Raw genomic sequence first — 22,358 nt, 5'->3', positions numbered from 1 at the left:
CATGCCGGGAAGATCCCGCCGCCGCCGGGTTCACCAGGGCTGTTTGCACTGTCAGACCCTGCGAGACTAGAGAACTTATTCCAAGCGGCCGGGTATATCGACACCAGGGTCGAGCAGGTCGTCGCCCGGATGTCCATCGCATCGGTCGGGGACGCGTTAACCATGATGCAGGAGGCATTTGGTGCCTATCGCGCAGTGTTGGCGGATCTGGACGACGAAAAACGCGATGTGGCTTGGACCGAAATCAGGGACTGCATTGGACAATTTTCGGGCCAAGGCGGTGTTAATGCGGATATGACCTTCCTTCTGGCTTCCGGGACCAACCCGCCAAACTAAAAAACAGATCAAGGATGCTGTTCGAGATGCCTATCTGGATGGCAAAGTCGACGGTCCGCGCTCATATGTAGCGACAGCGTAGGTTGCGACCGGGCGACGATAATAGTGGATTTTTGTGGTCTGCATTGGGCTCGAAGCTGTCATCTGAGTCTTTGTATCGGATGTCTGGTTCGCTCCGCAAAGCAGACCTTCGCGTTTAACCGCGTAAGGTCCATTATGTTAAATAACTTCTGCCTGCCGCTAACAGAAAGAAACCCTGCTAACACTGCAAACCCGGGCACTCCACCCCATCGACGGGTCTAGGGCGAAGTAACCGGCAAGCCCTCTCGGTCCAGGGCTGATCGCGAGCGCTTTTGATCCCTACTAAGTGAACTTCGAATGACCGCTTTCTTCAATGGCTGTGGGACGTGCGCTTCTGGAAGAACTACCTGCGTTAGTCAACCAACCCCAATTGGCGGGCAATCGTTGCGCTATCATAGTAATCGCGGCCTTCGACCACCATTCCATCTTTGACTCTCATCACGGAGCAATAGCGAACTTCGGCTTTCTTTCCCGTTGGTTGAAAAACCCCAAGGTTAGAGCGCAGCACGCCTGCGTGAATGCCGGTATTGCGGAACTCAACGGTTGCCCATTCTCCGCATTGGCTGACAATTACGTTCTCAACTTCGCAAAGACCGTCCGGAAAAGCTTCCCGCCAACGATAGTAATCGTCTTTGTAAGCTTCCTTTCCGGTCAGTTTTTCTTGGCGAGCGACATCTTCGAAGTCGCAATCATCCGAAATGATTTCTGCCCCGCGGTCAGGATCGCGCATGCCCCATGACTCATGAAACTGGCGAACAATTTTTTCTGTAGGGTGCATGAATTACGTCCTTCGGCATTTGTTGCGGGTTAGCACTGAATAGATTTAAACGACGCCCGTCACGGATTTATCAATAGATGACATTCGGTCCGCGCGCAGCATCCGTCACTCTGGGCTCTGAGCAGTTCTCTGTTTGCGTAGAAGTCAAGGAACTGGGTTACTGGTCTTTCGGGGTCGTGGTTCTCTCCGAAGTCGGCATGGCCGCTTCATGATGGCGTCCGGGAGCTGATCGGCCAGAATGTCATTCGCGAGGTTGGAAGCGTTCCACCTCTACCGCTTTAGACTGGCTTGATCCGCAACCGTCCCGAAGGACGCTGAACCCACCCTTAGTCTCTCGGGCAGGTATTCGTGATTTCTGATTAAGCCACGCCCTCCATGTTTGGGTCAAAAACAGCGTCATTGCGCCAGATGCAGTGCATGATAACTGCAATCTTCCTTGCGGCTGCGACGGCAGCCTTCTTGAAGCCCTTTCGCTCGTTCAGGCGGGTAGCCCATACGCGACCACCGACTTGTATCTCGGCGTCGAGCAGGTATGGGCGCAGGGCTTCGATGTCGACTTCACTGCCGAGTCCCGGGGCATCCGGTGCGCTAATCTCTCCGGCAGAGTTGCGCATGAGCGGATTGGCTGCGACGGCCTCGGCGAGCGCGCTAGGGTGGGCCGGAAACTCACAATGCGAACAAAGCCGCTGCACGTCGGCACCTGGCGCCCCGATGAGTGACCGTAGTATCGACCAGGCCGATGCGACCCGATTGCCCGATTCACGTCTCCATATGCCTAGCGAAATACTCATTCGATCGCTTTTTCAGATCGGTATTTGGCATATGCGCCGCGATGGATGGCCGTAATCTTGTTCGGTTCCACCAGGTCTCCAGAACCGGGGCCGACCGCGCGATCTCCTCCCACTCGGGGGTCTCCGTTACGTATTTGAGCGCTCCCGCGACGACAATGTCAGCCAGGTCAAAGGCTTCCTCTCGCGCGGCAAGGTAGCCGCCGATTACCTCTGCGACCCGGCACATCTCCGGCAGGTAGGCGGCAATAGCAGCCTCGTCGGCGCCTTCTCCAGATATGGGTCTGATGATTCGGTTAATAGCCAATGCCTGGACCCACGGCGACCACGCATAGCTTGTCGTAGCGGAAATGATTTCCCACATCCGGGCAAGCGCGAGCGGTTCTTCCGGAACCAGAGGCGGGCCTTCGAAGGCGGTCTCGATATACATCAGGATTGCAAGCGCCTCAGTGATCCTGAGACCACCATGATCAAGAACCGGGACCTTTTGAAACGGGTGGAGTTTGGAGAAAATCGGAAACTTGTCCAGCCCGTCCCAGGACGCGACAGCCTGCAATGAACAGTCGATGCCTTTTTCGCTCGCGGCAACAAGCGCCATTCTCGAGCGCGGGCAAGCCAAGTAGCCGTAGAGTTTCGGCATATCGCTATCCCTCGGGTTTCCTTGGCCAGGGTCACTACTACACCAGTAGTAGAGCGCCGGGTTTCGTCTTCACTGACTGATCTGGAAGCGCTCACGGGTCCGGCGAGCGCAACCAGACGAGTCGTCTTCTGAGTTCAAAGAGCCAACGTGGCCCAAAGCACGTAGACCGCCATCACGATTACCGCGAGCGAGCCGACCGTGTAGAGCGTCGCGCGGACCTCGTGGCTCTGCTTTGTGGTATAGGCCAGTGTGTGTAGAAGCCGAGCCACGACGAAGCCGTACATCAGCACGCCCGCCAGCAGGGTCGAGGGCCCGGCGATCACGAAGAGCAGGCCCACGGCAAGGAACGCTGGGATGTTTTCCAAGTCGTTGCGGTGGATGCGGCGCGACCGGTCGACGTAGTCATTGATCTCAAGCTGCGATGGGTTCGGGTTGCGGTTGATGAGCCCGGGGCGCAGGTCCTCGGCCGACGCCCAGCCCGAGCCCGCCTTCAGCATCCGGTAGACTGTCACCCATCCTTGACCCATCACCTTCAGCACCATCAGGGCTGCGGCGATCATATAAATGACGAAAACGGGGTTCTGCATGGTGAGTGTGGACATCGCAGGGTCTCCTTGCTGACGGTTTCCTAATTTTCGTGAAACATCCTATTTCACGAAATGACGTGTACCGCGAAAGAAGAAAGCTTGTCAAGCTTCGTGAAATATCGTGTATCATCAAATCATGAACAGGAAGTACCAACAGACAAAACGCGCCGCAGCTCAGGAGGAGACCCGGCAGCGAATCGTCGAGGCGGCAATCAAGCTGCACCAGTCGAAGGGTCCGACCGCCACCTCGATGCGCGACGTGGCGCAGGAGGCGGGCGTCGGCACGGTCACTGTCTACCGCCACTTCGCCGATGACATGGAACTGCTCGGCGCCTGCAGCAGCACCTACTTCGAGCGTCACCCCCTTCCTGATCTCGAGGAATGGGCGACTGTAGAGGGCAGCGAAGAGCGCTTCCGCCACGGGCTTGCCGCGACCTACGCCTTCCACCGCGAGACTGAGCCGATGATGTCCTCGGTGATCGACGATCTGCGCGGAAGTCCGATCATGGCGCCCTACGAAGGCTACTGGCAGGCCGCGGGGAAGACCCTTCTTGCCGCCTTCACTGAGCAGGAGCGACAAGACCCGCTTTTGAAGTCCACGATCGCCCTTGCGCTGAACTTCGAGACCTGGCGCCTGCTGGCGATACACCAGGGGCTGTCGGACGGGCAGGTGATCAATCTCATGACGCGGCTTCTGCGCGACGGCCGGTGAACTCGCATTATTGGCAAACTAAGAACATGGTATCGCGAGTGGCCGTTGCGACCGTGTCAATCTTAGGTGACCAGGCGTGTGTTTGCCGGAGCTTTCGAGGGGACATCACAGCATCAGAGGGACTTGCTTGTCCGCAGCTTGTTGAGGCACTTGCACGCAATTCAGAAATATAAAGATGAGACCCATTTTGAACGCTTGCCGGAGCCGAATGACAGTGCTTGAGCAAGCTACTGGCCTCGGGTCCGCTTGAAATTATCCAGCAAATGCGCCATTCCGCTCAGGCGCCCTGCGAGGTGAACCCAGAGTTGGCTGAAAGCCTCCACCTACTGGCAGACGTGAGCAGGCGGGCGATGTTTTCGAAGACAATAGCGATCAATTTGAGGCCATTGTTGCCAAGGCAAGCCTCGCATCTCCTGTCATCCGAGCAAAGTGACTGCTCAGCAGCTTCAGACTTGGCGAAATCGTGAGTTCTGATACGATCCAACGGCCCGCTCGCTGTTTCGGGTATTTTAGTAATGGAGTATAATTATGAAGAACGTTTTCAAATTTCTGGGCGTTGTGTCGCTGATCTCTGCACCGGCGTTGGGTTTCGCCCATGGCGGCAATGGCGTCAACGGAGAGGTCGATTTCTCAGCCGCGCCGGGCGGGAACCCCACCGACACAGCGCACGATGTAATCAAAAGTGGAAGTGCCGCCGGTAAAGCCAATTCGAAGTCGCACAGTTCCAGCGAACAAGCGCCGGGATTGCCGGGCGAAGCTGGACCCAAGGACTAATTTTCACGAAATCGAGGGCCCCGCTCCACGTGGCGGGGTCTACCTCTCACGTCCGAATCCAAGCATGCGCAATCTGACGCATTCTTCTTGCCAATATTGGCCTGTGCCAGCATTGCTCCGGCTTTATATTACGGATTGCCCCCGTCGCCTCGGCATCCACAAAATCCATTCGGACTAATATTCACACATGCTGCCTAGCCTAGCCGCGACGAAAAGCCATGTGAAATGGGAAGAGGAAGCGCAACCAGCCTACAACAAGGAGCTGACGCCCATAGCTGAAGACGTTGTCTACGGATTACATTGCTCCCGTGAGAATCCCGCGGAACCTAGGCAAACTCGATGTGCTAATTTCCCTTCGGGACGGATCTGGGAGAAGCGGAACGGGTAAATTTCCAAGATTCAAAATGCTTAATGGCAATCTCCAAAATCGCGAGAAAATATCTTGTCAGCTCTTCATTGATAACTTCACTCTGTCGTCCGCTTTGATCATGTGAGGCGTAGTTCCCCATGGGAACAATTGTAGCGAGAAGCCGATGAATACCTTCGACCTCGTCAACCTTCTCGAATTCCTTAACTAGTAGCCCCAAAGTTAGCTTTTTTACTTTGTCAGCGTCACGACCGAGAGTGACGCAAATCTCTTTCGCAATACTTTCCGTACCGGCGTCCATGTGTGAGCTCAAGAAGACCGGACAGCGCCCTTATGTTAAGTACTGGTTAGCGCGCTGCAGGCGGCCCTACCAAACCCTGCAAACACGGCAAACCCGGCGCGCTGAGGGCTTTCTAGCCAACAAGCCCCTTGATCCATGCTGAAACCGCTGCGCCCATGGATGCTATGTGGTCCGTGTGCGTGAAACCTGATACGCGCTTGCGTGGCTTCAGATCGTGATCGCCGTCTTCAAACCAGCTCAGCTGGATTGTCGACGACAGCTCATACCCGCTGACTTCCTCCTTTGAGCCAAACTGGTCTCGCGTCCCCTGGCAGATCAGTGTTGGGGTTCGCAGGTGTTGTAAGTGCTCGGTTCGAAGCTTTTCAGGCTTCCCAATCGGGTGAAATGGATAGCCGACGCAGAGCAACCCAGCGATGCGATCCGCCTCAAACAGTTCATCCGCAATCATGCTGGCAACACGCCCACCCATGGACTTCCCGCCTATGATCAACGGGCCATTAACCTGGAGTTCTTCGATTGCAGCATGGTATTCTGCGTTCAGTTCATTAGCGCGTGGTGGGGGCTTCCTGGTACCCTGGGTTCTGCGATCGGCCATATAGGAGAACTCGAACCGAACAACTCTTCGACCCTGTGCGGCCAATGCCTCCGCGATTGCTGTCATTGCGGGAGAGTCCATCGGCGCGCCCGCGCCATGGGCAAACAGAATGGTTGTGCTTTCTGATTTTGGTCCGAGCTCTAGGAATTCAGTCGGCATAGTCCCTATTGCTATGAGGAACGCGGTGCTTACACAACGCACATCTACTAGGGCGGAAAGACAGTCGCACCCCAAGCAGACCCCACCCCATCGATGGGCCCGCGAGGCTAGGGGCGGCAAGCCCCTCTCGGTCCAAGTCAATCCGGGACCAAGGGGGATCCCTTAAAGGCGTGGTTACTTCCATATTTCACGATACGTGAGGAGTTTTAATCGCTAAATTGTCCAAGGATTATTTGGAGAAGCCGACAATGTGGGAAGCACGGTACGCAGACGCAGGCGGATATCTTTTTGGGGAAGAGCCGGCGCAGATGCTCGTTGAAAACTCCTGGGTAACGGGCAGCGCGACCACCTGCCTCTGCGTTGCTGATGGCGAAGGTCGGAACGGCGTCTGGCTCGCCGGGCAGGGACTTGCGGTCACCAGCTTTGATCTGTCTCCCACGGCGGTAGAGCGCGCCCAGGCGCTAGCTGCGAAGGCAGGTATCCGCATAAACGCCAACATCAGTGACTGGGACGGCTGGGATTGGGCGCAGTCATTTGATCTTGTCGTTGCGGTCTTCGTGCAATTCATGGGGCCTGAAGAGCGGGTCCGTCAGTTCGAGACACTGCGCGGCGCTGTGCGCCCAGGCGGGCGATTGGTTCTCCATGGCTACACGCCCGAGCAAATCAAATTTGGAACAGGCGGTCCGCCTTTTCCCGAGAATATGTACACTCCAGAGTTGCTCAGTGATGCGTTCGGCGATTGGCGTATTCTGCGGTTGGCAGCTTACGAGCGTGAAGTGCAGGAGGGGCGTGGTCATTCCGGCCATTCCGCCCTGATCGATCTGGTTGCCGAAAAGCCAGTTGTTTAAGCTCACGCAGATTGCTCTGAAAACAAGCGTTTGCCTGTGGTCTACAGCCGCGGTGCGCGTCGGCGGCCCTAACCGCTTTGATCGCCTTGGTACGAAATGGTGGCAACACAACACGCAAACGCCTTAGACCCGCCGGTCACCCCACCCCATCAACGGGTCGAGACGTACACACCGGGCAAGCCCCCTCGGTCCAGGGCGGATTGGGCGCTATACTGATCCCATACGGACCCAGCTGCATGTCCACCTCCAAATGAGGCCCAAATGGCAGACTACACGCTCTATTACTGGCCGATTCCGTTTCGCGGCCAATTCATACGCTCGACACTTGCGCATGTCGGGACTTCCTGGGTGGAGGCGGACGTCGACGATCTTGTCCATTTGAAGAACTCCGACCCTTCGGAGCAAGCTGTTCCCTTCATGGGACCGCCTGTTCTTGTCGATCACTCCACAGATCAGTCATTGGCGCAAACTCAGGCGATACTGGCGTATCTCGGTGCCAAGTACGGTTTAATTCCTGACGATCTCGCGAAGTCCGCTCTAACCCACAAAGTCATCGCTGATGCAAATGACGTGCTGTACGAAATGACCCTCCACAACGGCGCGCAGATGTGGACTCAGAGTTCGTGGGATGCGTTTTGTCCCCGCTTGGAGCGTTGGATGGCAATCTTTGAAGCACTCGGGACTCAGCACGGACTGTCCGCAGAGAAAGGCTACATTCTTGGCACAGAAACACCGAGCCTCGCGGACCTCGTGACCTACAGCCTCTGGGGCGTCATGACGGCACAATTGCCATCGATTAGGCCGATACTGGATCGCGCTGCCCCTGCAATTGCAGGGCTGTCGGATCGTATTGGAAATTTCGCGGCCCAACAGGCGCTTTGGCGCCGGAGTAAGGTTGAATACGGCGACGCTTGGTGCGGCGGTCAGATTGAAGCCTCCTTGCGCTCCGTCACGTAGTCAGCTTTTGCCCTTCACAAATTGTATCTAGAGCCCAGTTACTTCACTCGGACCCTATGGACCGGGTCGTGAGTGTGATCACATCTTATGAGGCAAAGTTTGGACGTTGTTATCATCGGCGCTGGATTATCGGGTCTTAGCCTTGCTTCCAGCCTGAGAATAGTACCGGTGAAAACGTGCACCCCACCCCATCGACGGGTCTCGGCCGAGGGACCGGGCAAGCTCCCTCGGTCCAGGGCCGATTGTGAGCTATTATGATCCCTATAGAGCTACGACCAAAAAAAAACGGAAAGCGATCAACGGCGGATATCTCTTTAACTACTGTTCCTGCTGCCTTGTACCACGTACGCGCACGCGTGACAGTGTTGGACAAAACCAGATAAGCCTCTGATAATGATTGTATTTTCGAAACTCTCGACATAAGTTGAGTTGAGGCCAGAGGAGGTCTCATGCCAAAGTTACATTTCACCAAACGCGCAATCGAAGCGCTGCCCTTCGCAGAGCGGGGGCAAAAACTCTACCGTGACACGGCCATGCGCGGGCTTGGCGTCCGTGTTGGGGCGAACTCGAAAGTCTTCTTTGTCGAAGGTCAGGTGAGCGGCCGGACCCGGCGCGTTACAATCGGTCGTGCCGATGTGCTGAACGTAGAAGAAGCGCGGCGCCGCGCGCTGACAGTACTGAGTGAGATGGCTGGCGGTGTAGACCCAAACCAAGAAAAGCGCCGGGTGGCACATGAAGCAATATCACTCGGGCATGCCTTCGATCGTTTTTTCGAAACAAGATCGACGATGGCGGCCAGTAGCGTCGATCGTTACCGCCGCTCTTGCAATCTATACCTACGAGACTGGAAGCGGTCGCCCATCACCTCAATCACCCGACAGATGATCCTGAAGCGGCACCAGCGCATCGCAAAGGATCATGGCCAGGTCACCGCAAACACTGTCATGCGGCACCTGAGGTCAGTCTACAATGTGACAGCTGCGGCATTCGACGAATTCCCACCCAACCCAGTTGCTATTCTGACCCAAGCCCGCGCCTGGTTCCCGGAACGGCGTCGTCGTGGAGCGGTGGCGGTTCATGACCTTCCGGCGTGGTGGGAGGCGGTTATGACAGAACCCCACTACTCGCGTGACTTTCTCCTTTTGGCTGTGTTCACCGGGATGCGGAGAAGCGAGATCGCGTCTCTGCGCTGGGATTACATCAATTTAGCGGAAGGCACTCTGCATATCCCTAAGACAAAGAACGGTGACCCGCTCGACTTACCCCTGGCGGCATTCATCGTTGACCTGCTGAAAGCTCGCCGCGCATGGACAGGTGCGTCACCTTGGGTTTTTCCCAGCAACGGCAAGACAGGACACATCGTGGAAACAAAGAAGTTCACCGCCCGCGTCGCAGCGCGGTCCGGTGTCCAATTTACACTGCATGACCTACGTCGGACCTTCATCACCATCGCGGAAAGTCTCGACATCCCGCATTACGCATTGAAGCGGCTTTTGAACCATCGGCTGTCCGGCGACGTCACGGCAGGCTATATTGTTAGCCAGCCGGAAAGGCTGCGGAGACCGGTTGAGGTCGTGGCAAACAGGATCTTCGAACTTAAAGGTATACCTGTCGAAAAAGTAGGCGTGGCATGAAGAGTGATAGCGATAATGCGCCAGATGACTCTGACTTGGCGAACTTCCGCGATGTATTAGAATACAACATGGTATTTTCCTGGGGAAATGAATCTACTCTTGAGGATTTAACCGAGAAGGACCTTGATCGCTTTCGAGCATTCGGTGATCCTATCGCAGAGAAATTCGGCATATCCAATAAAGCCGCTCACTTTCACTTAATCGCCTTCCTTTGGAATCACGCTACAGAAGAATCTCCCGTAGACTTCGACAATGGAATTATCACGGCATATGCCGACAATAAAAACGTCAAGGATACTTTCGAGGATCACTTTTATCCGCTTCGCACAGCACTTAGACGAGCTCAAAAGATAATTGATGATGCGCAAGGAGAACGGAATGGAATTATTCTTAAAGCTATGTGGTCTGCTCAACCAGACTTATCAAAGCTGCAGCAGGAATATGCAGGGTTCAAAGCCTTCGCTGCTACCGTAGAGCGCGCATCAATGTTTTCAGGAACACCGGGCAGACCAAAACGCCCAAGATGGGTCGAAACCTTTTGCCGTACATGCCAAGTTTTTTGGTATATGTATGGCAGTGGCGGAACTAGGCTCAATTACAAAGCGCCCAAAAAGCCAATGATTGCTGTCTGGGCTGAAAACTTATTCGAAGAATTCCAAAAGCACCTTGTTGAAACTGAACCCCAGCTTCCGAAAGAGCGGCGATCATCGATCAGCGTCATGCACAAGGTGGCACAAGAGCTACCCGCTTATCGGCCTCCAAAAACTTCCAGTTTTGGGGAATAGAGATTAGGGATCAACAAGCAGACCTTTCCTACATCAACGGAAAGGAACGCTTAACATGTCAAACTCAGACCTGATCCAACCGAAGTTTTATACAACAAAGGATCTCGCAACTTATCTCCGCGTTAGCACAAGCTTTCTCGAAAAAGCACGTATGAACAAAATGGGGCCTACTTATATTAAGGTTCATGGCCGCGTTTTGTATCGCAATGTAGATATCGAGGCTTGGCTGGATTCAAATGAAATTCGTACCCAAGGGGCTCAGTGATGTCTTCATTCATCAACAAGTCCCAGCAAGGTGCCGAGAAGGCCGCATTGCTCTACTTTGAGTTCGGTTGGGAGCCCCTGAAGCTGCCAAAATCCAAGAAAACGCCGGCAGGAAAATGGAAAGTACCGGTTCAATGGTCCACGGACCAAATCAGCCAAGAGTTCGATGACGATAGCAATGTCGGAATCGCCCTTGGCGACCGCTTTGGCCGATTGATCGACCTTGACTTTGATTGCCCCGAAGCCGCGGAGCTCGGTCGCATTCTATTCTCTGAATTGCCAAGCTACAAACGGATCAAAGCCGTGGATACCAAGCACCCTCTCGTCGGTGCCGTGATGGGCCTGCGAGGCTTCGAAGGAACCGTCGAGGTCTTTGTATCTCAATACAACCGCGGAGATTTCGGTACGGCTTGGTTCAAAATCGGGCAGCTCGGTTCGGATGACTTTCTGGACCTTGGATAAATAGAGCCTGGGGCGCTTCTTCTAAGGCGCCCCTTTTCTATTAGCACCACAGCCATGGCTCTCCACCCAAGCCCCAAAGTTTTGGCAAAAAAATAGATCGAAGTATCATCAAATGAAAACGAACCTGAAACCCGACTCCAATGGCGGTGCCCAGTATCTTTACTGGATAAACCCTAATGCGCCAGCCTACCTTGAACACATGGCCAGCGAGGGTCCTTCCCATCCTCGCTCGCAGACCTTTAACAGTTGCGCCACCACTGATCTTGCAGCCTTCATCGAGAAGCATAACGGCAACCAGCGTCGCAATATTTACCATGTGCCGAACGCAGAGTTCTTGGACGGCAAACGTAACAAGGCGAATATTTCGGCCGTACGCTTTCTGCACGTCGATCTTGACTTCAAAGACTATCCGGGGAAACCGGCTGAACAGGTCGACCGTGTCAAAGCATTTCTTTTTGACAGCGACAATCGTCCGTCATGGATACCTCACCCAACAAGTATTTGGATGACGGGAGGTGGTTATCAGGCGATCTGGCGCCTTGAGGAACCGATCGGTCCTGATACTGCGGAAAAACTCAACATGGCGCTGCTCAAAGGACTCGAAGGTGGCCCTGGTACACACGATGTCAGTCGCTTGCTGCGCATCCCCAGCACCGTCAATTGGCTGAACGACAAGAAACGTAAAGACGGTCGCGAACCTGCTATTGGCCATCTTGCCTATCCAACGACCTTTAAAGCGCCGCCGTCGTCGTACAAGGTGGACGACTTTGTACCGCCTGACCATTTGCTCTCTAGCGGAGGAGATGCAAAGAGCCCGAAAGTGGCAAACGTCACGTCAATCGCGCCTCTGCCTCTTCCCGAAAAAGCCGACGACGTATTACCTGATGACACCGAGTGGCGGGCGGCAATAAGAGATGGCAAAACACCAAAGGGAAAATCATACTCTAGTCGCTCGGAACTGATGTTCGCGGCCACAGTTTGGATGTTGTCCAATGGCATGCAGCCTGGCACGGTATTAGCCGTTTTACTCGCTCCACGTTTCGCAATTGGTGATCACATTCGCGACCGTGCGGGTGATATCATCGAGCAGCAAAGCTATGCGGAGCGGCAAGTCAAACGTGCGCTGGGCGTAGTTTCGGCGAAAGGATCGGAATGGCCTACCCCTACCGATAATGGCCAGCCCAAAAGCAATGACCCAAACAACATTCGTCACGCCCTTAGCAAGTTGGGCGTGGCTGTCCGTCGCAATGAATTCACTGCCGAAGACGAATTTGAGGGCTTTAGGCTCGAAGACCGCGACATCAATGACATCGCAGATATCCTTTCAAGTAAGTTTGTTCGCCATTTGCATTTCTCCGCGTCAAGCGCCGCTATTAAACGAGAGCTTTTGGCAACGGCGCATGAATATCGCTACCACCCGGTTCGCGAATGTCTGGACGGGTTAGTTTGGGACGGTGTGAAGCGACTGGATACCTGGTTGAGCGACTATGCTGGTGTTGAAAACACCGAACTTCATAGAGCATTCGCGGCCAAGACACTAATTGGTGCCGTTCGCCGTATCAGAAAGCCGGGCTCAAAGTTCGATACCATGTTGGTGCTTGAGGGCGATCAAGGCGTCGGGAAATCACGCCTCGTTCGCAAACTGGCCCTTCGCGACGCATGGTTTTGCGAAAGCTTGAACCTAAAAGCGGGCGACCGAGAACGCGCGCAAATTTTGGCCCGCGCATGGATTGCCGAATGCCAAGAGCTGGATGGCCTGAACAAGATGACCCACGAGAACCTGAAGAAGTTTTTGTCGGAGAGCACAGACACCTATCGCAAGCCCTACGATAAGAACGCCCGTCAGTATCCTCGGCACAGCATTCTCATAGGTACGACAAATGAGTTTGACTACTTGAGAGACCTAACCGGCAACCGTCGCTTCTGGCCTGTAAAAGTGAAGCAAATCGATGTGAAGGGCTTCGCCGGAGTCGTCGAACAGCTGTGGGCAGAGGCAGCGCATCGCGAGGCGGTCGGCGAAAGCGCGACCCTGCCCAAACACCTTTGGAATGCAGCAGCCGACGCACAGGCAGAACGTGTCGCTGAAGATCCCTACATGGATGCACTGTCCGGCACGCTTGGTGGCATGGTCGCTAAGGTTTCGATGGACTCAATCAAATTGATTCTTGGTCTGCCGACGGCGAAACTAACCCCACATGACTCACGCCGTATCAAGGCTGTCATGGAAACACTGGATTGGCGGGACGGCACATTTCGTCTGTGGGTTTCTGCCAGAGGCGAACGTCGACCCGTTCGAGGCTTCATGGCAAACGATGCAGACGAATCGAGCCCAGAGGTTGCCGCCCGGCAGACCAAAGACGGCAAGTTGACCGTCGCTTTGGTTGGCAAGAACGGCGAACTGATTTCACCGACCGACGAGCCGCAAACGGACGATCAAGTTCCATTTTGAGTAGCGAGCAACCAGAGGTGAAACGTGAAACATGGGCCAGGGCATTCTTCCCTGGCCCTTGTTGTTATCCGCTTACTACCCCATGCCTCTTTTAAGGGTATTTCTATGTTTCACGTTTCGGCCAACCAAACCTCTATATCCTTGAGTTCCGGTCTTTTTTTCTCTTGGGCAAGTAACTCCTTCAGCTCTTTGCGTGCATCCATGAGTGTGCGCCCCGCAACTACCGCGTCGCGCCCGTGACGTCTGTTGTCGAGCCACGCTTCGAGCCCGTGGCACAGCTCCGGCCGCAGCACGTCAGGCTGTTCAAGAAACACGATGCGCCGCCCGAGTTCCCGAAACCGATCGTCCTCGAAGGTTTCGGCGATCTCCGCGCGTTCTGGCCATGATGCGGCATGAAAATCCTTCATTCGGGTTTCGTCAGCTCGGCTGGGGAAGCCCTCATACATCCGGCCCTCGACCACCTGCGTGGGCTCGAAGGGCGGGTAGCGCTGTTCCATTGCCCAACCCACCCGCGCGACAAACTGACCGTCAGCGGACACCACAGCGGCCCGGCGGGCGATCTCAGCCGGAGATAGACCCACTGCGCCCTGCACATCCCCCACCAAGCCTAGGTCGACCAACGCGGGCATCTTGTTGGCGTAGACTGTTCGCAGCGCCCGGTTGGCTCCCTTGGTTTCTTCGGCCAGGTCTTCCTCGCTCAAGTTCAAAACCTCTGCGGGGTCGCGGCTGAGATCGAATACAGCCTGCATGGTCGAGTTCTTTGGGTGATGGCCGCACCCGACAACAGCGCGCAGTGACGGAACCCCCATGTGATATTCGACCAGGCCCTTCGGTGTGCCTGACGCCAGCGCCGCCATCACTTCGCCCTTGTCCACCAGAGGCATCAGAGAATTCCAAACGGCAGGCGCGCGATCGCGGATCAGCCGCGCCATATAAATGGTCGCTTCCACATCTGCCAAAGCGTCGTGGGCGTTTTCATGGGCGAACCCGTTTGCAGGGGCCAATGTGTCGAGGCGTAGGGTCGGCTTACCCTTATCGCTTATGGGCACAGCCATGGCGTTTGGGGATAGTGCTGCTGTTGCCTGGGCTAGGCGCAGCACATCCGCGCGTTTGTTGCCACTGGTGTTGGTCAGGTAGATCGGCTGCAAAGTCTGATAGAACGCCTGCCGCAGCAGCGGCTCGTCGAAGGCGAGGGTGTTGTATCCGATGAAGATCGCCGGCGACCATTTGTGCAGTTTCTCCGCGATCTGAAGCATCATTTCGTAGTGCGAAGGTAGGCTGGGGTTAGTCAGCATCGTCGGTGTCACCCGTGTGGCCAGCAGAGCGCCTGGCGCTGGGATCACGTGTGGCAGAAGGCGGCAACGAACTTCGAAACGGTCGAGCTCGTTCAGGTTCGCATCGGTCAAGATCGCAGCGAACTGAAAGATCTGGTCGAACGTCGTGTCCGTGCCGGTGGTTTCGGTATCGTAGAATACAAAGGCCATTTATCGAAAGTATCCGAAAACCATGAGGCTTCCAGAATACTTGCCCGCCCATATGAGCGCTAGATGCTTACAACTAGGTATTGCGGAAGCCAGGCTCTGAAAAGTCTGCCCAAGCGGCAACAGGAAACACTCAGGCGTTCGCGCCAATAACCAGCGTCATGCTCAAAGCAGTCATTCGTGCTTTCTGCAGCGAATGGCGGCTTCGAGCCCATTATTAACAAATGCTGCAACTTGCACGAACGGCAGCTTATTTGTATTTTGACATCTAAGCAGCATGGCAACATAGGTTGCATTGTCATGTATCCAAGGATCGCGAATAGTTGCGATCAAGCCGCCTTATGAAGTCCATTTTCTCAGCAAACGTAAAAGCTTCTTGGCACTCTTGATACGATAGGCTTCGTAGTCTTCTGGAGACGGAAATCAAAAAGACAAAGAGCCAGGTCGTTTGGGCATTCGTTAGGAAGAAACCTGCGTGTCATGCGGTTTAGGCAGCCTCCGTTGGTTCAGAAATAGCTTTTTAAATGAATTGATACCGCTAGCCTTCCTGCTCATCTTCCTGCCCAAGCCGGTCAAACGAGCTGGAATGCCAATGGAGAGCGGGTCCGTGCATCGGACCCGCAAGCTGCAATTCGGGGAGGATTAGATTGCAGCCAGTTCTTGTTTCAGATCGCCCATTTCAGCACCACCAGACATCAAGCGACGCATTTCTTCGTCGCCGATCTCTGAATTGGTGCCAGCACCAATTGTTTTGCCAAGCGCAAGGAACGTGAAGCGATCACCGACGAGACGCGAGTGGATCTCGTTGTGGGTGATGAAGATGATCGCGATATCGCCGCGGGCGCGAACCCTCTTGATCGTCTTCAAAACGCCCATCTGCTGCTTTTGACCAAGTGCAGATGTCGGTTCGTCAAGGATCAGGACCTTTGCGCCGAAATGGATCGCGCGCGCGATGGCCAGCGTCTGACGTTGGCCGCCTGACATGGTCCCCACCGCTTGGGTCGGATCGGAAAAGTCGATCCCGATCTTAAGCATTTCGTCATGGGCGATCTTGTTCATCTCGTCCATGCGAAGTGTTCCCAATAGGCCCTTCAATTCGCGACCCATGAAGAAATTGCGGGTCACACTGAGGAGCGGGTTGACCGCCAGGTCCTGATACACGGTGCCGATCCCGGCATCGGATGCATCTCGCGGTGTGCGAAACGCAACCGGCTTGCCTTCGATATAGATCTTGCCCTCGGTCGGCTGGTGAACGCCAGCCAGGGTCTTGATCAGGGTGGACTTACCAGCGCCGTTGTCGCCAAGTAGGCAGTGGACTTCGCCAGGGTAAACTTCGAGGTCGACTCCGCCTAATGCAGTGAACGGACCAAACCGTTTGACCAGTCCTTCGACGCGCAGATACGGTTCAGCCATATCAAATTCCTCCTGTAATACGTTTACGGATGCGCTCGTTGGCGAACACGGCGGCAAGAAGAATTGCGCCAAGGAATACACGGAACCATGCGCCGTCGATTGCCGGTATGAAGAACACCGCGTTGGCCACCAGGCCGACGGTAATCGCACCGAAAACAACGCCAATGACGGAACCGAAGCCCCCTGTCATCAATGTTCCGCCGACAACAGCGATCGCAATCGCAAAGAGTTCCATCAAATTACCCTTGGCTGCGTCCGATGTGTTGGTGTCGAAAACCTGACAGGCTGCGAACATGGTGGCGCAGAAAGCAGTAAACATGAACAGGCCAATTTTTACGCGGTTGACAGGTACACCGTTAGCGCGCGCCGCTTCTTTGTTGTCGCCAGTGGCGTAGATCCAGTTGCCGATCTGTGTGCGGCTCAGTATGAAATAGGCAACGCCAGCGATCACCAGCCACCAGAGGAAACGCGCGTCGAAACCTTCGACCCATTGTTCACCTCGGCGATTGAGATTGCCACCCAGCATGAACCACAGATCATAAAACCAGCCGAAGACGTCACCGCCCATTATATTAGCGAACCAGCTTTCTTCCTTGTAATCAGGCAGGCCCGAGATTTGCGTGGATTTGTTGATCAGGCGAAAGCTGACCTCGGTCACGCCGCGCAAGAAGAAAAGGAACCCCAGCGTCACGATAAAACTGGATAAGCCAGAGCGCACGACGACCGTACCTATCAGCCACCCGACGGCAAGTGTCATGGCCAGCGTAATGATAAATGCCAAAAACGGCGTCGCTTCGCCTAATCCAAACGGCAAGCCCCATTTCAGCATCATTGCCATCGACATGCCCGCGAAGCCAATCATAGAGCCAATGGAGAGGTCAAATTCACCCGCGATCATCAGAACGGCAGCACCTGTGGCAATGATGCCGTACTGCGCGATGATAGCTATATTGTTTTTCAAGCCTAATGCGTTGAAGGATTTACCTTCCGACGCAATTGCGAGTGCTACGATTATAACCAGCATCACGGCAAACGACCCGATCTCGGGTCGCCGGAGTAATTTTTGGAGTCCAGTTTCCTGTTTTAGCCTGTCGGCTTCGTTTGCATTGGCCACTTCGTGCCTCCTACATCATCTTTTTGCGAATATTGGTAGAACAGGCGGAAGCACCCCGCCTGTTCTGATATCATGTCGTCCGAATTTAGCGGTCGATGCCTGCCAGCTCCGCGACGCCAGCGGCGTTGGATGCATCCACAAAGCCTGGACCGGAAGGGATGTTTGCACCAGGCAACAGACCAGCGTGGTTGTTGTACAGGTGCAGAACGATCACGGGCATGTAGCCCTGAAGACGCTGCTGCTGGTCGATGGTAAAGGCAGCGCGGCCGTCTTGGATCATGTCCATCACGCCTGGGCTCAGGTCAAAGCAAGCCAAGTGTACATCGGCGCCAACGGATTCGATGGCACTGGCTGCAGCTTCGCAAACATGCGGTCCAACAGCCAGAATACCGTCTATCGTTTCATCGGCCTGCAGTGCAGCTGCTGTACGGGTTTCGATCTGAGCCGGGTCATTCGACACGTCGATCATGTTCAGATCGCCACCGAGACCATCGAAGTAACCTTGGCAACGGTCAACGAGCGCTGTGTTGAATGCTTCCTGATTCAGACAAAGACCATTGGTCACACCTTCGGCAGCAGCACGTTCTCCAGCGCTCTTACCAGCAAGGCTCTCGGGCTGACCGACATGCATCAATGCACCCAGACGAGCAGAATGCTCGAGACCGGAATTAATGGTCACAACTGGAATGCCGTCAGCAACGGCAGCCTCAATTGCCGACCCAAGCGCATCAGCGTCGGGCAGCGATACGATAATGCCATCAGGCTGCGTTGCCGCTGCGGCTTCGATCAGCTTAGCAATTGCAGACATATCGCCGGAGACGTCGAAGTTGTATTCGAATGTCGCGCCAACGTCTTCTGCAGCGTCACGACCACCCTTTTCAACGACGGGCCAGAACGGATCTGTGCCTTGCGTGTGCGTGATCATGACATAACGCTCTTCGGCAAATGCCGCACCCGCGACCATAGAAGCCGTCATGGCCGCCATAAGTATTTTCTTCATAGTTTCCTCCCATAGGATGGTGTCCGGCGCACCTTTGAAATCCGGAAGCCAATTGTTAGGCCCATTTCCTCCATCATTGAGGAATTCTGTGAACAATAGATCAAGCTATTGCCTTTGTCTTGCGCGATTACGGCACCAATTTCTCTGCCGGTACAGGAGCTTGCGCGTCGCAGCCGCCCCACACTGATTGATCAAAGTGAATAACCGATCCGGTCAGCATGCCGCTGTCATCGGACGCCATCCACAACACGGCCTTGGCGACCTCTTTGGGGTCCAACAACCGGCCGAACGGCAACAAAGCCGCCTGCTTGTCGATAAAGTCAGGATCGCCGGATTCGGCCGTTTGAATCTTTCGTTCGTGATCGGAATTCATCCAACCAATATCGAGTTGATTGACATGGATGCGATTGCGCATCAGCGCAAAGCCTGCATGACGCGTCAGCGTCGAAAGTGCTCCCTTGGAGGTGGCGTAGGGAGCCAGAAACGGCTGCCCGACCTGACCAGAGACCGAACCGATATTCACGATCCGTCCTTCGATCCCCTCGCGGTCCATGATCTTTACCGCATCTTGGATCAAGAAGAACGGCGCCCGTGTGTTCACGGCAATCATTTCATCAAACAATTCGGGTGTCGTATTCAGCAAGTTGCCGCGATCAGTAAAACCGGCGGCATTAACGAGGATATCGACGCAACCAAACAGCTTGTCCGTCTGCGCCATGGTGCCACGGACATCATCCATATCAGCCAGATTGGCGGCGACCATATGCACAGGCACACCAGTAGCCTGTGCTATCTCGTCCGCCTTGGCCTGCCCCTTTTCGACACCGCGTCCGACAATCACGATGCCAGCGGCACCGGCTTCGGCAAACAGCCTCGCCACTGCGGCACCCAGCCCTTGGGTACCGCCCGTGACCACAGCAATTTTGCCGTCGATGCGGTTCATTGCGCGACCTCGTAGCCTGCTGCATCCATCACCCGTTTCAGCTCGGCCCGACCCTTGATCGCCATCTCCAGCGGTGGGTTTGCAATAGGATCTTGTTCAGCTTCGATGACGAACCAGCCCTCATATCCTTTTGCGGCTAAAGCCTTCACGATCTCTTCGAAATCAAGGGACCCATCACCGGGCACGGTGAAGGCACCTTTGACCACCGCATCAAGGAAGCTCTCAACGGTGCGGTCTAACGCATCGATGACGGGCAAGCGCACGTCTTTGGTGTGAACATGGCTAATCCGCGCGTGGTGGTTTTCGATCACACGCAGATTGTCGCCACCGGCAAAGGCCATGTGACCCGCGTCAAACAACAGTGGCACGGAGGAGTGTTTCATTAAGAGGTCAAGCTCGGCCTCGGTTTCAACCGCGGCTGCCATGTGGTGATGATAGCTAAGCGGCATGCCTTCTACCGCGCACCAATCGGCAAAGTCCGAGACCTTGCGCCCATAGGCTGCCATCTCGGCCTCGGTCAGCTTCGGCTTTCGTGCCAAGGGTGTATCGCGCTCTCCCTGAACCGACCGGGCGGTCTCGCCGTATACGATGCAAGGCGCACCGGCGGCCTTGAAGAACGCGTGCTGTTCGGCGATGCGGCCTTTCTCGACCTCGATGTCTCCGTCCAGCAGGAGCCCCGAAAACCAGCCCCCACAGACAGAGATGCCGTGACGGTCAAGGATCGGGCCAAGTTCATCCATGTTCATCGGAAATCGGCGACCGGTTTCCATACCCGTCAGTCCGGCCTCAGCCGCCTGACGCAGACATTCATCAAGGCTGACATCGTCGGAAAGTTCGGCCAGATCGTCATTCCACCACGCAATTGGTGCGATCCCCAGTTGAGCTTTCAGCATCAATCAAACCCCGTGACGTTGTTTGGCGCGGAAGGCTTCCTGACCCTTGCGAGCTTCGCGGACGCTTTCACGTTCGTTGATTTCAGGGACGCCCACGTACCAGTCGGCCCCACCGGGGGTCCAAGCGTAGGCATCGGAATCGATGCTGATAACCGTGGTGCGGTCCGTGGTCTGGGCCCATTCCATCGCCGCCTCAAGACCAGCGAGGCTGTCGCAGTGGCACGACAGAGCACCCATGGATTCTGCATGCTTGGCAAAGTCTACGTGCAGCGGGTTGTTCTTGTTCAGAACCCGCGAGTCCTTTAGCAGGTTATTGAAACCCGGCACGCCCATGCCGGTTTGCAAGCGGTTGATGACGCCAAAACCGCCATTGTCGCAGACAACGACGATCATCTTGTGCCCGGACAACACCGACGAATAGATGTCCGAATTCATCAGCATATAAGACCCGTCGCCGACCATGACGATGGGGACACCATCGCCATCCTTGGCCATGGCATGACCCCAAGCACCGGCGATCTCATAACCCATGCAGGAAAACCCGAACTCGCAGTCAAACGTGTTGGGCGCTTTCACGCGCCAGTTCTTAACCGTTTCGCCCGGTAGGCCGCCAGCGGCCGTGACCATCGTGTCCTTTTCCGTCGCGACCTTGTTCACCACAGCAATGACCTGCGCATAGCTCGGAACAGGCGCATCTGTGGGCGCTTGGCCTGCATCCAGCATGATATTCCAATTTGCATAAAGCGCCTGCGCCTGTGTCATGTGTGCAGGATCACAGGCCCAGTCGCCGATGGCCGCATCGAGGTCGGACAGGCTTTCCAGCGCGTCACCAACAACTGGTAGAGACCGATGCTTGCGTGCATCGAAACGGGCCGCATTAATGTTGATAAACTGGGTGTCGCGATTGAATGTTGTCCACGACCCGGTGGTGAAGTCCTGTAGCCGCGTGCCAACGGCAACTACGACATCAGCACCTTCGGCCAGTTCCTTGGCCGCGTCTGTGCCTTCAATGCCAAGTGGTCCGACATAGACGGGGTGATCATGCATCACCGCCCCTTTTCCTGCGATGGTTTCAGCCATTGGGATGCCACGCGCCTTGGCAAAATCGGCCAACGCCTCCGCTGCGCCGGAATAGCGCACGCCGCCGCCAGAGATGATCAGTGGTTTCTTTGCAGTTTTCAAAAGCTCTGATGCCGCTGCAACCTGATCGCGATCAGGCCGCGCGCGCGGAATAGTCCAAAGCGTTTCCTCAAAAAATTCAACCGGATAATCGTAGGCGACTTCCTGAATATCCTGTGGCAGACCTATGAACGCAGGACCGCAGTCGGCAGGGTCAAGCATCGTTGCGATCGCCTGCGGAAGAGAGGAAATGATCTGTGTAGGATGCGTGATCCTGTCCCAATAGCGAGATACAGCACGGAAACTATCGTTAACCGTGACGGATGGCTCACCAAAGTGTTCGACTTGCTGCAGAACCGGATCGGGAAGACGGTTGTTATAAGTGTCACCCGAGATCAACAAAACTGGCAGCCGGTTCGCATGCGCCACACCCGCGGCAGTCACCATATTGGTGGCACCGGGCCCAACGGACGTCGTCGCGATCATAATCTGGCGGCGCAGCTTAGCCTTACCAAAGCCGATTGCAGCCAGCGCCATCGATTGTTCGTTCTGGCCACGCCAGGTCGGTAGAACGTCCTGCACTTGCTCAAGCGCCTCGGATAGACACGTCACATTACCGTGGCCGAAAATGCCAAAGACACCCGCAAAAAGTGGCGCGCGCGCGCCATCAATATCAGTATATTGATTGGTAAGGTAGCGCACCAACGCCTGCCCAACGGTCAACCTGATTGTATCTCCGGCCATGTCGCTCCTCCAAGAATCTAACCTTATTCCGCAATGATTATTGACGGAGGCAACATTTTGCAACAAGTATTGCGGAAATTCTTTTGAGAGGAGTCATGCATGGAATCGCTTTGCCTGGCTTTGCATAGTCATTG

General features: G+C 55.3%; 23 protein-coding genes. 10 read left to right on the top strand and 13 right to left on the bottom strand.

Features of this window, described 5'->3' with window-relative positions:
- On the top strand, window positions 1-336 hold a 336-nt coding region (locus BOA8489_RS20620; RefSeq protein WP_217897959.1), incomplete at its 5' end, for a hypothetical protein.
- Window positions 337-769: 433 nt separating this feature from the next.
- Here BOA8489_RS20620 and BOA8489_RS15675 read toward each other — a convergent pair.
- The 4 genes from BOA8489_RS15675 to BOA8489_RS15660 form a co-directional block, all read right to left on the bottom strand.
- A complete protein-coding gene (locus tag BOA8489_RS15675; protein WP_093975244.1) occupies window positions 770-1,195 on the bottom strand; it encodes an ester cyclase in 426 nt (141 codons plus the stop codon).
- 359 nt (window positions 1,196-1,554) lie between these two features.
- Window positions 1,555-1,986, bottom strand: coding sequence for a hypothetical protein (locus tag BOA8489_RS15670; protein WP_093975243.1), 432 nt, complete (start codon window positions 1,984-1,986; stop codon window positions 1,555-1,557).
- On the bottom strand, window positions 1,955-2,623 hold the full coding sequence (locus BOA8489_RS15665; RefSeq protein ID WP_093975242.1) for a glutathione S-transferase family protein: 669 nt from the start codon (window positions 2,621-2,623) through the stop codon (window positions 1,955-1,957). Before BOA8489_RS15665 ends, BOA8489_RS15670 begins: the two co-directional genes overlap by 32 nt.
- A 134-nt stretch (window positions 2,624-2,757) precedes the next feature.
- Window positions 2,758-3,225 (bottom strand): MAPEG family protein, encoded by a 468-nt coding sequence (locus BOA8489_RS15660; RefSeq protein WP_093975241.1) that lies wholly within the window; start codon window positions 3,223-3,225, stop codon window positions 2,758-2,760.
- Window positions 3,226-3,346: 121 nt separating this feature from the next.
- Between BOA8489_RS15660 and BOA8489_RS15655 the strand changes: the two genes are divergently transcribed.
- Both BOA8489_RS15655 and BOA8489_RS15650 read left to right on the top strand, forming a co-directional pair.
- Window positions 3,347-3,922 (top strand): TetR/AcrR family transcriptional regulator, encoded by a 576-nt coding sequence (locus BOA8489_RS15655; protein WP_093975240.1) that lies wholly within the window; start codon window positions 3,347-3,349, stop codon window positions 3,920-3,922.
- A 528-nt stretch (window positions 3,923-4,450) separates the two neighbouring features.
- Entirely contained in the window at window positions 4,451-4,696 is a 246-nt protein-coding gene (locus tag BOA8489_RS15650) for a hypothetical protein (protein WP_093975239.1), read from the top strand.
- A gap of 344 nt (window positions 4,697-5,040) precedes the next feature.
- Here BOA8489_RS15650 and BOA8489_RS15645 read toward each other — a convergent pair whose 3' ends face one another.
- Both BOA8489_RS15645 and BOA8489_RS15640 read right to left on the bottom strand, forming a co-directional pair.
- A complete protein-coding gene (locus BOA8489_RS15645) occupies window positions 5,041-5,364 on the bottom strand; it encodes a hypothetical protein (protein ID WP_093975238.1) in 324 nt (107 codons plus the stop codon).
- A gap of 112 nt (window positions 5,365-5,476) precedes the next feature.
- Window positions 5,477-6,118: an alpha/beta fold hydrolase gene (locus tag BOA8489_RS15640; protein WP_093975237.1), complete on the bottom strand. Its 642-nt coding sequence runs from the start codon at window positions 6,116-6,118 to the stop codon at window positions 5,477-5,479.
- A gap of 248 nt (window positions 6,119-6,366) precedes the next feature.
- On the opposite strand from BOA8489_RS15640, the gene BOA8489_RS15635 reads away from it, so the two are divergent.
- The 7 genes from BOA8489_RS15635 (at window position 6,367) to BOA8489_RS15605 (ending at window position 13,517) form a co-directional block, all read left to right on the top strand.
- Window positions 6,367-6,966, top strand: coding sequence for an SAM-dependent methyltransferase (locus BOA8489_RS15635; RefSeq protein WP_093975236.1), 600 nt, complete (start codon window positions 6,367-6,369; stop codon window positions 6,964-6,966).
- Window positions 6,967-7,227: 261 nt separating this feature from the next.
- Window positions 7,228-7,923 carry a glutathione transferase, Atu5508 family gene (gene gst, locus BOA8489_RS15630; protein WP_093975235.1) on the top strand — a complete coding sequence of 232 codons (696 nt, stop codon included), beginning with the start codon at window positions 7,228-7,230 and terminating at the stop codon, window positions 7,921-7,923.
- 449 nt (window positions 7,924-8,372) lie between these two features.
- Window positions 8,373-9,557, top strand: a complete 1,185-nt coding sequence (locus BOA8489_RS15625) for a tyrosine-type recombinase/integrase (RefSeq protein WP_093975234.1) — start codon at window positions 8,373-8,375, stop codon at window positions 9,555-9,557.
- A complete protein-coding gene (locus BOA8489_RS15620; RefSeq protein WP_093975233.1) occupies window positions 9,554-10,342 on the top strand; it encodes a hypothetical protein in 789 nt (262 codons plus the stop codon). Before BOA8489_RS15625 ends, BOA8489_RS15620 begins: the two co-directional genes overlap by 4 nt.
- A 55-nt stretch (window positions 10,343-10,397) precedes the next feature.
- Window positions 10,398-10,607, top strand: coding sequence for a helix-turn-helix transcriptional regulator (locus tag BOA8489_RS15615; protein WP_093975232.1), 210 nt, complete (start codon window positions 10,398-10,400; stop codon window positions 10,605-10,607).
- Window positions 10,607-11,068 (top strand): bifunctional DNA primase/polymerase, encoded by a 462-nt coding sequence (locus tag BOA8489_RS15610; protein ID WP_093975231.1) that lies wholly within the window; start codon window positions 10,607-10,609, stop codon window positions 11,066-11,068. The genes BOA8489_RS15615 and BOA8489_RS15610 overlap by 1 nt, the downstream gene beginning before the upstream one ends.
- A 112-nt stretch (window positions 11,069-11,180) precedes the next feature.
- A complete protein-coding gene (locus BOA8489_RS15605; RefSeq protein ID WP_093975230.1) occupies window positions 11,181-13,517 on the top strand; it encodes a virulence-associated E family protein in 2,337 nt (778 codons plus the stop codon).
- Between the two features lie 110 nt (window positions 13,518-13,627).
- Here BOA8489_RS15605 and BOA8489_RS15600 read toward each other — a convergent pair whose 3' ends face one another.
- The 7 genes from BOA8489_RS15600 to iolD all read right to left on the bottom strand — a co-directional run bounded on the left by BOA8489_RS15600 (window position 13,628) and on the right by iolD (window position 22,224).
- On the bottom strand, window positions 13,628-15,001 hold the full coding sequence (locus tag BOA8489_RS15600) for an exonuclease domain-containing protein (RefSeq protein ID WP_093975229.1): 1,374 nt from the start codon (window positions 14,999-15,001) through the stop codon (window positions 13,628-13,630).
- Window positions 15,002-15,640: 639 nt separating this feature from the next.
- Window positions 15,641-16,411, bottom strand: a complete 771-nt coding sequence (locus tag BOA8489_RS15595) for an ATP-binding cassette domain-containing protein (protein WP_093975228.1) — start codon at window positions 16,409-16,411, stop codon at window positions 15,641-15,643.
- Between the two features lies 1 nt (window position 16,412).
- Window positions 16,413-17,525 (bottom strand): ABC transporter permease, encoded by a 1,113-nt coding sequence (locus BOA8489_RS15590; RefSeq protein WP_093975227.1) that lies wholly within the window; start codon window positions 17,523-17,525, stop codon window positions 16,413-16,415.
- A gap of 85 nt (window positions 17,526-17,610) precedes the next feature.
- The gene (locus BOA8489_RS15585; RefSeq protein ID WP_093975226.1) at window positions 17,611-18,525 is read right to left on the bottom strand and encodes a sugar ABC transporter substrate-binding protein; all 915 of its coding nucleotides are present in this window, start codon (window positions 18,523-18,525) and stop codon (window positions 17,611-17,613) included.
- Between the two features lie 127 nt (window positions 18,526-18,652).
- Window positions 18,653-19,468: an SDR family oxidoreductase gene (locus tag BOA8489_RS15580; RefSeq protein WP_093975225.1), complete on the bottom strand. Its 816-nt coding sequence runs from the start codon at window positions 19,466-19,468 to the stop codon at window positions 18,653-18,655.
- Window positions 19,465-20,361: a myo-inosose-2 dehydratase gene (gene iolE / locus BOA8489_RS15575; RefSeq protein ID WP_245813902.1), complete on the bottom strand. Its 897-nt coding sequence runs from the start codon at window positions 20,359-20,361 to the stop codon at window positions 19,465-19,467. Before iolE ends, BOA8489_RS15580 begins: the two co-directional genes overlap by 4 nt.
- A gap of 3 nt (window positions 20,362-20,364) precedes the next feature.
- A complete protein-coding gene (iolD, locus tag BOA8489_RS15570; RefSeq protein ID WP_093975224.1) occupies window positions 20,365-22,224 on the bottom strand; it encodes a 3D-(3,5/4)-trihydroxycyclohexane-1,2-dione acylhydrolase (decyclizing) in 1,860 nt (619 codons plus the stop codon).
- Window positions 22,225-22,358: the final 134 nt, after the last annotated feature.

Source organism: Boseongicola aestuarii, from assembly GCF_900184815.1.
In the GTDB taxonomy this organism is placed as follows: domain Bacteria; phylum Pseudomonadota; class Alphaproteobacteria; order Rhodobacterales; family Rhodobacteraceae; genus Boseongicola; species Boseongicola aestuarii.
This window is presented reverse-complemented; position numbering and strand designations above follow the sequence as displayed.